This is a genomic window from Bacteroides cellulolyticus, assembly GCF_025567135.1.
In the GTDB taxonomy this organism is placed as follows: Bacteria; Bacteroidota; Bacteroidia; order Bacteroidales; family Bacteroidaceae; genus Phocaeicola; species Phocaeicola cellulolyticus.
In genome coordinates, this window is record NZ_JAOQJJ010000023.1 from 26,307 (window position 1) to 37,343 (window position 11,037).

Sequence of the window (11,037 nt, forward strand, 5' to 3'; positions counted from 1 at the left end):
AAAAGTTCCAACCACACGAAGATGAAACAAAGCAAACCTCGCATATACATTCCTCTGCTTCCTTTCTCGGCATTATACGGCATGGCTGTATGGCTGAGAAACAAGCTTTTCGACTGGGATATTCTGAAATCAAGGAGTTTCCCGATACCGGTGATATGCGTGGGAAACATCACAGTGGGTGGAACCGGGAAAACGCCTCACACTGAATATCTGATAAGACTGCTGAAAGATGAATTCAGTGTGTGCGTGTTGAGCCGCGGGTACAAACGCAAATCGAAAGGTTTCGTTCTGGCAGAGAAAGGTAAGAGCACTATAGAGGATATAGGAGACGAACCTTTCCAGATGTGGCAGAAGTTTCCGGATATCAATGTAGCCGCCGACAGTGACAGATGCAACGGTATTGACAATCTTATCGTAAAGACCGGCAACCGTGACAAGAAGCAGGTAATAGTGCTGGACGATGCATATCAACACAGATATGTCAAGGCAGGAATGTACATACTGCTGATAGACTACAACAGACGTATCCGTCACGACACTCTCCTACCCGCCGGACGACTAAGGGAACCGGAAAGCGGAAAAAGCAGGGCTGATATTATCATAGTAAGCAAATGTCCGGAGAACATGACTTCAGAAGAGATGCGCAGACTGCGTTATGAAATATTTCCTACAGCAGAGCAGGAAGTGTTCTTCACATATATGAAGTACGGAAATCTGTACCGCATATTCCGTCAGGGGAATAACGACGAAATGAAGCCTGAGGATATATCACCGGACAGACATATACTGCTGCTCACCGGAATTGCATCGCCAAAGGCTATAACTGACAAGCTTAGGCAATACACCGGAAACATAGAGTCAATGGTATTTGCTGACCATCATAACTTCAGCCGGGAAGATATGGAAACTCTCAGAAGCAGATTTATGTCGATGCCCGAAGGCAGAAGAATGATAATAACAACAGAGAAAGATGCGGCAAGGCTTACCACTCACCCGCACCTGAGCGAAGAACTGAAACCATATATCTACGCTCTGCCTGTGGAAGTAAGCTTTCTGAACAACGAAACAATAAAGTTCAACCAAAAAATAACCGAGTATGTTAGAAAAAATTCAAGAAACAGCAGCATTCCTGAAAGCAAGGATGCAGACAAATCCTGAGACAGCAATTATACTGGGCACAGGACTGGGCAGCTTGGTACACGACATTACCGACAAGTATGAAATTCCTTATTCCGAGATACCGAATTTCCCTATATCGACAGTGGAAGGACACAGCGGCAAGCTCATCTTCGGGAAACTTGGAGGTAAGGATATCCTCGCAATGCAAGGACGTTTCCACTACTACGAAGGTTACTCGATGAAAGAAGTGACATTCCCTGTCAGAGTAATGAGAGAGCTCGGCATAAAGACACTTTTCGTATCGAACGCAGCAGGTGGAACTAATCCTGATTTCGAAATCGGTGACCTGATGGTTATTACAGACCATATAAACTTCTTCCCGGACAATCCATTGAGAGGCAAGAACATAGACTACGGCCCTAGATTCCCGGACATGAGCGAAGCGTATTCACACGAACTTATTGAAAAGGCATTCGAAATTGCAGCCGAAAAAGGTATAAAACTTCAGAAAGGAGTTTACATCGGTACTCAGGGACCGACCTTCGAAACTCCTGCAGAATACAAGATGTTCAGAATATTGGGAGCTGACGCTGTAGGTATGTCAACTGTGCCGGAAGTAATTGTGGCAAACCATTGCGGAATCAGAGTATTCGGTGTTTCGGTAATCACTGACCTGGGTGTGGAAGGCAAGATAGTGGAAGTATCACATGAAGAAGTACAGAAAGCAGCCGATGCCGCACAGCCACGAATGACCAGCATAATGAAAGAACTTATAAACAGAGTATAAACAATTATATAATCATGCACGAAGGAAACAGAACAGAAATTTCCACTTTGGGAGAATTCGGACTGATAAAACATCTGACCGACAATATAAAGTTAGTAAACAACGAAACAAAATACGGTATCGGCGATGATGCTGCCGTATTGGAATATAACGACCGTCAGGTGCTCGTTACTACAGACCTGCTGATGGAAGGTGTACATTTCGATTTGGTATATACACCGTTGAAACATCTGGGATATAAGTCGGCAATGGTAAACTTATCCGACATATACGCAATGAACGGAACACCGAAGCAGATAACAGTATCGCTTGCAGTATCAAAAAGATTCTGTATTGAAGATCTGGAAGATTTCTACGAAGGATTGAAACTGGCATGTCAGCTGCATAATGTTGACATAGTGGGTGGCGACACCACTTCATCTGTAACAGGACTTGCCATCTCTATTACATGTATAGGTGAAGCAAGAAAAGAAGACGTGGTCTATCGCAACGGCGCAAAGGAAACAGACCTTATCTGCGTGACAGGCGACCTTGGAGCTTCATATATGGGACTCCAGCTTATGGAACGCGAAAAGGCTGTATTCAACGGTAGCAAGGATGTACAACCAGACTTTGCAGGAAAAGAATATCTACTGGAAAGATTCCTTAAACCGGAAGCAAGAAAAGACATCATTGAGGAACTGGCAAAAGCCGGTATCAAACCTACTGCAATGATGGATATTTCAGACGGACTTTCATCTGAACTGATGCATATATGCAGCCAGAGCAAATGCGGATGTCGCGTTTATGAAGAACGTATTCCTATAGACTATCAGACAGCCGTTATGGCAGAAGAGTTCAACATGAACCTCAGCACTTGTGCCTTGAACGGAGGAGAAGACTATGAACTTCTTTTCACTGTTCCACTGACTATGCACGAAGCTGTTTCACAGATAAAGGATGTGAAAGTGATTGGCCACATCACTAAAGAAGAACTAGGCTGTGCGCTCGTGACAAGAGACGGCAACGAACTGGAGCTTAAAGCTCAGGGATGGAACCCCTTGAAATAAAAAGACATAATAGTTTAGATGGATTTGATTTAGATGTCAGCAATGCTTATAAAAGAGTGTTGCTGACATTTTTTTATTTTTTTTCGTAGGGGCATAGGGGTTTTCCAATAAACCTGCGTTATGTCAGTGAAAGAAACAAAGAAATAAACAAAAATTGAATACTAACTTACTAAACTATTTAAATTATGAAACTGAAATTTTTAGCATTGTCTTTATTAATGGTAGCTGGTGTAAACATGGTTAACGCACAGAACTCAACCAAAGATTACGTATCGGAAGACAGAAAACATGATATCCGCCTGTCTGTAAGCGACGGACTGACACAAGGAACTTCGGACATTTTAGGAATGGGTATCGCTGATGCTGTATTAGGATCAAAACGTTCCGACAGTAAAACAAGCCTCACTTACGGATTTGGATACCGTTACAGCATCAACCGCTTCAGATTAGGTGCAGACCTCGGATTCGGAATGACAACAAGCAAGCTTGCATTGGCAGGAGAAAACTCTCCATCAATAAAGGAAAAGGATTTGAGATTCCTGGTTCTTCCTACTGCTGAATTCGTTTACTTCAAGCGCAGACTGGTAGAGCTTTACGGTTCGGCTGCAGCAGGTGTAAACTTGTCAAGACATTCAGAAACAGCATTGGCTAAAAACGCGACAGCAGGCAAATCAACATTAAATACAGACTTTGCATACCAGGTAAACCCTATAGCTCTGAGAGTAGGTAACGACCGTGTAGGAGGATTCGTTGAAGCAGGTCTTGGAACTAAAGGATTCGTAACTGCCGGTGTAAGCTTCAAATTCTAAACAACACAATATCTAAACAGCTTGACTAAGCTTTTCACAAAAACTTTACTACTCTTTCTAACTAGAATAAGGGTGTGCCATTCGGTACATCCTTATTTGATTTATAGCCTTCCTTAAATACACTGCCGGCACTATAATCCACAACTTCATAATATTTGAAATACTGTTTTACCGTCAAAAAATCACTTTTTATTAAATTTTTCTTCAAAAAGATTTGGTAGTATAAAAAAAATGCCTACCTTTGCAACCGCAAACGAGAAACAATGGTGCCATAGCTCAGTTGGTAGAGCAAAGGACTGAAAATCCTTGTGTCCCCGGTTCGATTCCTGGTGGCACCACTTTGAAGAAAAGAAAAAGACAGTAAAATCCTGATTTCCAAGCGAAATCGGGATTTTTTGTTTTCCCCCGGCACGCAAAAAACGGCAAAATATTACCGTTTGAGGTGGAGCAAAAGGTGGAGATAAAAGGTGGAGCAAAAATCTCCACCGAATTAGAGTCTTTCTCACTGATTTGCAATGTTTTGCGTATCAAGAAAACGTGGTCGGTTTCCTACTTTTGTCCAAACTAAAAACTGTAGGAAAATGAAAAGAAGTTCATTCAATGTGCTTTTCTTCTTGAAGAAGACCAAGCTGCTGAAAAACGGAGAAGCATCCGTTTGTATGCGTATCACTGTAGATGGTACGCGAGTTGAAAACAACATCCGCAAAAGCATTGACCCGTCTCTCTGGAGTAAGGCTAAGGAATCCGCCAGAGGCAAAAGCCGCAAGTCATGTGATCTGAATGCCTATATCGAAAATGCGAGAATCAAATTACATCAGATTTTTTGTGAGCTGGAAGAACAGAACCAACCTATAACGGCACGTCTGTTACAGGAAATATTTTTCGGACAGGACAAAGAACCGGAAGCGGTACGCACTCTCATCGGTACCATGCAGGAGCACAATGATCAATGCCGTGCCTTGGTCGGTAAAGACTACGCCCTGATTACCGTTCGCCGTTATGAAAGTTGCAAGCGTTATCTTGCCGAACTTATCAGACAGAAATACAGAAAGGATGATCTGCCGCTGGTGGAAGTCAACGGTGAGTTGGTACGTGCCTTTGAATTTTATTTGAAGACTGAAAAGGAATGTCAGCAGAATACCGTTATCCGTTATATGAAATGTCTGAAGAAAATTACCAATCTGGCACTGGCCAATGAATGGATAGCCAAAGACCCGTTTATCGGTATCAAGTTCCACGAAAAAGAAGTAATCCGTGAATTTCTAACCATGGACGAACTGCTGACTATCTACCACAAGGAGTTTCCTTTGGAGCGAATCACCGTAGTCCGTGATGTTTTTATTTTCGCTGCCTTTACCGGTCTGGCTTTCATAGACGTGCAACAACTTTCCCCTGAGCATATCGTAAAAGACAACAACGGAAACCTGTGGATCAGGAAGCCACGTCAGAAAACAAAGAACATGTGTAACATTCCGCTGCTGGATATTCCCTTGGAAATCCTGAGGAAATATGCAGATTATCCTGCCTGCAAAAAGAAAGGAGTATTGCTGCCTGTTCCCTGCAATCAGAAGATGAACAGCTACCTGAAAGAGATTGCCGACCTATGCCTGATAAAGAAGAACCTGACTACACACACCGCCCGCCACTCGTACGCCACATCTGTCTGTTTGGCCAATGGGGTAAGCATTGAGAATGTAGCCAAAATGCTCGGTCACTCCAATATCAAGATGACGCAGCACTATGCAAGGGTACTCGACAGTTCCATTCTGAAAGATATGAATAATGTAAGGGATGTACTTTCAAATAGTCTGTAGCTTATGAAAAGAGAAATTATCCATATAACGGAGGACGGCAGGATTGTTATTCCTGCTGTCCATCCTAATAAGATTCGTATGGACGAAGCCGAACTCGTCGGCTTGTTCAATGTGGTTGCACCGACCTTACGAGCAGCGAAAAGAAGAATATATAAACTTGGGATATTGCAACCATTCACCGCAGAACAACGTATTCCGTTAAAAGAGGGGTATCAGGTAGTCTATAACTTGGAAATGATATTTGCGCTTGCCTTTCAGATTAATACTTATCCGGCCCAACAATTACGTGAGTATATAATAAGCAGGCTGTTCCAATCTGAAAAGTCAATGGTTATCTGCATGATGAATGGTAATCATAAATCATATCTAAAATGCTGATAAATATTGATTTCACTGTTTCATGCGGATAATAAGCCGCAAATTTTGCGGTTAATTATCCGCAAAACTGTATATTTGCAGAAAACAGTGATACCTATGTATATACATGAACATAAAGAATGGCCTTCTTTTTCGTGGAACAAGGAACTTGTCGGTGAGAAACTGAACAAGGTAAACAAAGCTGTCGGTTATCTGATGGGACGCCTTAGTGTAATCGGTTTTAACGACAGGATGTCTGCCGTAGTTGAATCCATCTCTCATGACATCATTGCATCATCAGAAATTGAAGGAGTGGAATTGAACAATGAACAGGTACGTTCATCTGTAGCCCGCAAACTCGGAGTACAACTACCGAATCCGACCGAATCCTCACGATATATAGACGGAGTAGTGGAAATGGCACTTGATGCAACCGTCAATTTCAACAGTCCGCTTACCCATGAAAGACTATTCGGCTGGCACAACTGCCTGTTTCCTACCGGATGGAGCGGTCCGACGAAAATAGATGTAGCCCGATACCGCAGTGGAGATATGAAAGTTATTTCTGGAATGTTCGGCCGGGAAAAGGTACATTATGTAGCTCCTGCTCCTGAAAGAATAGACGAAGAAATGAATCGGTTTTTGGACTGGTTCAATTCAGATTCACATAACGGCTATGTAAAATCGGCGATAGCCCATTTGTGGTTTGTCTGCATCCATCCTTTCGATGACGGAAACGGACGAATCGGACGAGCCATTGCTGATATGGCACTTTCACAGGCCGAAAACTCAAAAATGCGTTTCTTCAGTATCTCCCATCAGATAAACAAGGATAAAAAACAGTATTACGATATATTGGAGGAAACACAGAAGGGAGATTGCGAGATTACTGAATGGATCATCTGGTATCTTGACTGTCTGCTCCATTCTGTCGAGCAATCCGACGAAACATTGTCGAAGGTTCTTAACAAGGCCATATTCTGGCAAACCCATGCCGAAACAGTCCTGTCCGAACGACAACGTGAAGTCTTGAATTTATATTTGGACGGTTATCCCGGTAAACTGACGGCTAAGAATTGGGCAAAACGTGTAAAGGTATCACCGGATACAGCAGCACGTGATATAAAGGATTTGGTAGAAAAGGGTATTCTGATACCCCAGCAGGAGCGGGTTCGTGACGTATTCTACGGAATCCGGTGCAGTGAGTCTATCCTTGTCATCCCCATGCCCGAAGATTTATAATTGTTCATCATACAAGCATAAAGGCTGTGTGACATCGGTTCATCAAAACCGGCACACAGCCTTTATGCTTATCTTTTATTTACCACTCATATATGCTTCCCGATAATTTTCCTGAAGCATTTTCTCAATATCACTCTCCCGATAAAGGATTTTACCTCCCAACTGATAATAGGATATTCTCCCTTCATTACGATAATCCTGAAGCGTGCGTCTGCTCAGTTTCAATTGTGCCGACACTTCCTTGTCGGTCAGATAGCGTTCACCGCCCAGTACGGGACGGTTTCCGACCGCCAGATTCTCAATCCCGACCAGCATACGGTCAAGACTTCCCATGATACGGTGTACCCATTCTCTGCTGTCTGTTCTCAGTTCACTCATGTTATTATGGATTTAGTGGTTATTGTTTAACTGTTATATGTTACGTCCTCTGTAAATAGCCTCTTTTCTTCTGTCCTCAACTTTCTTGACGATACCCTGTACATCTTCCGGCTTGTAGAATATCTTGTGATTGATTTGAGAAAAAGGCAGTGTGCCGTTATCACGGAGTGTCTGCAAGGTGCGGGGCGAAATGTTCAGATACCGGCATACGTCCTGATTGTCCATCCACTTGTGCAGCGTCCTGTCGTTCTCCCGGTTGCAAATTTCCATGACACGATGCTCAAAGTATTCAAACTTACGCACCAATTCCTCAAACAGTTGTTTTTCTATTCCTACAAATTCCATATCGTTTCCTTTTTTTGTTGATTGATGTTTATTCTTTTTCGTTGTTTGCGACAAAGAAAAGCCATATATTCTGAAAGGCAATGGTTTCCGCTTAACCGGCAGCATGTGGCGCTGATTATCCTAGTTATGAGGCCATATTCATATCATTTTCTGCAAATATCCCTATATTCAGGGACTCCATCCAATAACGATTTACAGAATAAAAGATCTATGAATCTGATTCAATAAATATCCATAGCAATGGATAAGGAATGGTTTATTTCCATGTAACCTTATTTAATCACTTTTCCAAGCCATTGATTAGATAAGGAAGCAAAGAAGTGTTCCTTCAATGATTCACAGACATGAATATTTACTACAGTACGACATTAAGTCAGTAAATATTCAAGTCAATAAATCACTAACAGTTTGACTCCCTAGTTCATTGTTTCATCAAACAGGAAAAATACCGCATTCCACACCGATTGCCCTATATGCAAAGTGCAACAGGCTACATTGTTGCCACATCCCGACCAACTGTTTGACTATTGGTAACTTATATTCTTTTTTTGCCAGAGAATTCATTCCGAGATATATCGGGATATGGCAAACAAAATAAGAAAATACATGATGAACAGAAACGGAAAAACAGGCCTGTCCCCTCCATAAGATGATACCGGAACGGTATTATTTCTCCCGAATTTATAGAGGGCATATTTAGAGCTGCTCAAAATAGCGGGACTCTGGTTTTTAGTGGAGCAAGTTTGTATTTCGGGCAGACCGAAACCGCTTGCTCCCACTACAGGAAGCAGTGAGAGGTTCATCCCGCTGGTCTAATCAGTACATTCATTTTATAAAATAGTCAACAGATGGAAAAGAAACAGAATACAGAAAGAAACAACAAGGGCGGCCGTCCTCCCAAGAGTACGACCGACAAACTGAAATATCGTGTTACCGTGAAACTGGCGACACCGGATTACTATACACTGAAAAGCAGGGCAAGAAGCGCAGGCATATCGGCAAGCGAATACCTGAGGGAATGTTTCCGTAAAGGATATGTCCGGCAAAGACTTACAGCAGAACATTCCGACTATATCCGTAAGTTATGCTGTATGGCGAATAATCTGAACCAGCTGGCTCATAAGGCAAATGCCGGAGGATTCGATACGGCAAAGCTGGAATGCCGTGTACAAGTGGCAAGAATCGAAGAACTGCTGAACCATATCCTGCTATGATTGCGAAGATTGTAAAGGGAAGCGGATTCCGTGAGGTTACCCGCTATATCATTGACAGTAAAAAGGATGCCAGGATTATCGCACATGCCGGTTTGTTCATTGAGGATGTTGCTACAATAACAAAGGCTTTCGAAGCACAGGCCGGCATGAATCCGAAAGTATCCAGACCGGTCGGACACATTGCACTGGGATTTTCCAGAGAGGATGAAAGCAGGCTGACCAGCCGAATTATGGCAGAAATAGCTTTGGAATACATGGAACGGATGGGCATAAGGAACACACAGTTCTTTATAGCCAGACATTTCGACAAGGAGCATCCCCATATACATATTGCCTACAACCGGATAGATAATGACGGCAGGACCATATCCGACAAAAACGAGCGGTTACGGAGTGCACGCATCTGTAAGGAACTGACCTTGAAATATGGTCTTCACATGGCCAAAGGCAAGGATCATGTCACGATTGAACGCTTAAGGGAACCGGACAAGACAAAATATGAACTTTACAGTCTGCTTAAAACGGAAGTCAGAAAAGCAGGAAACTGGAAGGAACTGATTGCCGGATTAAGCGAAAAGGGAGTGGATGTACGGTTCAAATACAAGGGAAAATCCGATGAAGTACAGGGTGTCGTGTTCATCATGAACGGCTATTCCTTCAGCGGTTCCAAGATTGACAGACAGTTCAGCTATTCCAAGATAGATGCCGCATTAAAGACACCTCCACATTTGGAAACCCAAAGACAGGTAGCTGTTCCGAGTGAACCGGCATATCAACAGGAATCGCATGGCAATGAATTATACAGCGGTTCTTTAGGCCTGTTCACACCTAACCCGCAACCGGAACAACCTGAAGGCTATCCGGACGATTATTTGAGAAAGAAGAAAAAGAAAAAACAACGTAAAATAAGATGGTAAAGTATGGAAAAAGACAATGTATATGTTTTGTTTGAAGAATCAAGAACAAAATTGAGATGATAAACGGGAAGCTGGAATAGAAGACCGAAACACCTACTGATGGACAGGCAGAAGAAGTGATCCCGACATGCGTAAGGCATATTCACCGGCATAGTTTTGACATCAGGTCAAGCAAAGTATTTTCTCTTTTGGTCGGAATGGGTGTGGTATGCATCCTGTCCTTATGGGGAAATATCAGACTTTGGCAGTCCAACCGGCAATATGCAGACGACGCCCTGAAGTTCCGCGCCATCCGCTCCTGGAGCGGATGTACTCCGGGAGATATTCTCTGGTTGAACAAGGTTTTTGACATCCATCGTGACGAGAAGTCCATCGAATGGATCAGAGAACAGGCCGATGGGTACGAGAACGAACTGAAAGCTGTTTCCGACAGCCTGATGCAGGAGAAACTTAAATTACAGGTAAAATCTGAATCCGATTGATATGGCCAGTGTTAAAGTAAAATTCAGACCTTCCACCATAGAAGAAAAGGAAGGTAGTGTCTATTATCAGATTATCCAGAACCGTGTAATCCGTCAGTTAAAGGCGGATTACACGGAGATTAAAATAACTAGAAAACATATAGAAATTTATATAAGTATGACAGATTAAAAGATTTATATTATTCACCAATAGTCTACATACTAAAAAAATAGTAGATTTGTATTTGGAGATAAATGATATATAAACATGCAAGAATTTACAGACCTTATAAATTATTGTTATCAACAATATACAGCAATTCCTCCCTGCTCTGATTGTGCTATGGGGAATTGTAGAAAAGACGAATGTGAAGATTGCTATAATTGCTTAAAGCACGTACATAGCTATTCAAATCATACAGATCATTACTCGTGTAAAAAGATTACATATAACTTTCCATTTAAAATCCAAACAAAGTTGGATAATTCATTAATAATTAACTTTAGTTTTATACCTTTGTATCAGGATGTTAAGAGGAAGTAGG

The 11,037-nt window shown here is 42.3% G+C and carries 13 protein-coding genes, 1 tRNA gene and 1 pseudogene; 12 read left to right on the forward strand and 3 right to left on the reverse strand.

Annotation, left to right across the window (positions count from 1 at the left end; genetic code table 11):
* The first annotated feature begins 21 nt into the window (after positions 1 to 21).
* The 8 genes from lpxK to OCV82_RS13815 all read left to right on the forward strand — a co-directional run bounded on the left by lpxK (position 22) and on the right by OCV82_RS13815 (position 7,177).
* Positions 22 to 1,158, forward strand: a complete 1,137-nt coding sequence (lpxK, locus tag OCV82_RS13780; RefSeq protein ID WP_154044939.1) for a tetraacyldisaccharide 4'-kinase — start codon at positions 22 to 24, stop codon at positions 1,156 to 1,158.
* Positions 1,097 to 1,906 carry a purine-nucleoside phosphorylase gene (locus OCV82_RS13785; protein ID WP_154044940.1) on the forward strand — a complete coding sequence of 270 codons (810 nt, stop codon included), beginning with the start codon at positions 1,097 to 1,099 and terminating at the stop codon, positions 1,904 to 1,906. The genes lpxK and OCV82_RS13785 overlap by 62 nt, the downstream gene beginning before the upstream one ends.
* Before the next feature lie 14 nt (positions 1,907 to 1,920).
* On the forward strand, positions 1,921 to 2,955 hold the full coding sequence (gene thiL, locus OCV82_RS13790) for a thiamine-phosphate kinase (RefSeq protein WP_154044941.1): 1,035 nt from the start codon (positions 1,921 to 1,923) through the stop codon (positions 2,953 to 2,955).
* A gap of 185 nt (positions 2,956 to 3,140) precedes the next feature.
* On the forward strand, positions 3,141 to 3,764 hold the full coding sequence (locus tag OCV82_RS13795) for a hypothetical protein (RefSeq protein WP_154044942.1): 624 nt from the start codon (positions 3,141 to 3,143) through the stop codon (positions 3,762 to 3,764).
* A gap of 265 nt (positions 3,765 to 4,029) precedes the next feature.
* Positions 4,030 to 4,102, forward strand: a tRNA-Phe gene (locus OCV82_RS13800).
* 243 nt (positions 4,103 to 4,345) lie between these two features.
* On the forward strand, positions 4,346 to 5,578 hold the full coding sequence (locus OCV82_RS13805) for a site-specific integrase (protein WP_154044943.1): 1,233 nt from the start codon (positions 4,346 to 4,348) through the stop codon (positions 5,576 to 5,578).
* A gap of 3 nt (positions 5,579 to 5,581) precedes the next feature.
* On the forward strand, positions 5,582 to 5,956 hold the full coding sequence (locus OCV82_RS13810; RefSeq protein WP_154044944.1) for a hypothetical protein: 375 nt from the start codon (positions 5,582 to 5,584) through the stop codon (positions 5,954 to 5,956).
* A gap of 96 nt (positions 5,957 to 6,052) precedes the next feature.
* Entirely contained in the window at positions 6,053 to 7,177 is a 1,125-nt protein-coding gene (locus OCV82_RS13815; RefSeq protein ID WP_262543756.1) for a Fic family protein, read from the forward strand.
* Between the two features lie 75 nt (positions 7,178 to 7,252).
* On the opposite strand, the gene OCV82_RS13820 is transcribed toward OCV82_RS13815, so the two are convergent.
* The 3 genes from OCV82_RS13820 to OCV82_RS13830 form a co-directional block, all read right to left on the reverse strand.
* Positions 7,253 to 7,555, reverse strand: coding sequence for a helix-turn-helix domain-containing protein (locus tag OCV82_RS13820; protein WP_022459656.1), 303 nt, complete (start codon positions 7,553 to 7,555; stop codon positions 7,253 to 7,255).
* Between the two features lie 33 nt (positions 7,556 to 7,588).
* Positions 7,589 to 7,900: a helix-turn-helix domain-containing protein gene (locus tag OCV82_RS13825; RefSeq protein ID WP_122304453.1), complete on the reverse strand. Its 312-nt coding sequence runs from the start codon at positions 7,898 to 7,900 to the stop codon at positions 7,589 to 7,591.
* Between the two features lie 560 nt (positions 7,901 to 8,460).
* Positions 8,461 to 8,703, reverse strand: coding sequence for a hypothetical protein (locus OCV82_RS13830; RefSeq protein WP_262543760.1), 243 nt, complete (start codon positions 8,701 to 8,703; stop codon positions 8,461 to 8,463).
* Positions 8,704 to 8,748: 45 nt separating this feature from the next.
* Between OCV82_RS13830 and OCV82_RS13835 the strand changes: the two genes are divergently transcribed.
* The 4 genes and pseudogenes from OCV82_RS13835 to OCV82_RS13850 all read left to right on the forward strand — a co-directional run bounded on the left by OCV82_RS13835 (position 8,749) and on the right by OCV82_RS13850 (position 10,682).
* A complete protein-coding gene (locus tag OCV82_RS13835) occupies positions 8,749 to 9,114 on the forward strand; it encodes a MobC family plasmid mobilization relaxosome protein (protein WP_154044946.1) in 366 nt (121 codons plus the stop codon).
* A complete protein-coding gene (locus OCV82_RS13840; protein ID WP_154044947.1) occupies positions 9,111 to 10,031 on the forward strand; it encodes a relaxase/mobilization nuclease domain-containing protein in 921 nt (306 codons plus the stop codon). Before OCV82_RS13835 ends, OCV82_RS13840 begins: the two co-directional genes overlap by 4 nt.
* 131 nt (positions 10,032 to 10,162) lie before the next feature.
* A pseudogene (locus OCV82_RS13845) lies at positions 10,163 to 10,513 on the forward strand (hypothetical protein); the annotation flags it as partial.
* A gap of 1 nt (position 10,514) precedes the next feature.
* Entirely contained in the window at positions 10,515 to 10,682 is a 168-nt protein-coding gene (locus tag OCV82_RS13850) for a hypothetical protein (protein ID WP_262543762.1), read from the forward strand.
* Positions 10,683 to 11,037: the final 355 nt, after the last annotated feature.

Coding starts and splice junctions, on each gene's coding strand:
- OCV82_RS13810 (WP_154044944.1), top strand. CDS start 5,582: ATGAAAAGAGAAATTATCCATATAACGGAGGACGGCAGGATTGTTATT.
- thiL (WP_154044941.1), top strand. CDS start 1,921: ATGCACGAAGGAAACAGAACAGAAATTTCCACTTTGGGAGAATTCGGA.
- OCV82_RS13825 (WP_122304453.1), bottom strand. CDS start 7,900: ATGGAATTTGTAGGAATAGAAAAACAACTGTTTGAGGAATTGGTGCGT.
- OCV82_RS13785 (WP_154044940.1), top strand. CDS start 1,097: ATGTTAGAAAAAATTCAAGAAACAGCAGCATTCCTGAAAGCAAGGATG.
- lpxK (WP_154044939.1), top strand. CDS start 22: ATGAAACAAAGCAAACCTCGCATATACATTCCTCTGCTTCCTTTCTCG.
- OCV82_RS13830 (WP_262543760.1), bottom strand. CDS start 8,703: ATGAACCTCTCACTGCTTCCTGTAGTGGGAGCAAGCGGTTTCGGTCTG.
- OCV82_RS13815 (WP_262543756.1), top strand. CDS start 6,053: ATGTATATACATGAACATAAAGAATGGCCTTCTTTTTCGTGGAACAAG.
- OCV82_RS13820 (WP_022459656.1), bottom strand. CDS start 7,555: ATGAGTGAACTGAGAACAGACAGCAGAGAATGGGTACACCGTATCATG.
- OCV82_RS13850 (WP_262543762.1), top strand. CDS start 10,515: ATGGCCAGTGTTAAAGTAAAATTCAGACCTTCCACCATAGAAGAAAAG.
- OCV82_RS13795 (WP_154044942.1), top strand. CDS start 3,141: ATGAAACTGAAATTTTTAGCATTGTCTTTATTAATGGTAGCTGGTGTA.
- OCV82_RS13840 (WP_154044947.1), top strand. CDS start 9,111: ATGATTGCGAAGATTGTAAAGGGAAGCGGATTCCGTGAGGTTACCCGC.
- OCV82_RS13805 (WP_154044943.1), top strand. CDS start 4,346: ATGAAAAGAAGTTCATTCAATGTGCTTTTCTTCTTGAAGAAGACCAAG.
- OCV82_RS13835 (WP_154044946.1), top strand. CDS start 8,749: ATGGAAAAGAAACAGAATACAGAAAGAAACAACAAGGGCGGCCGTCCT.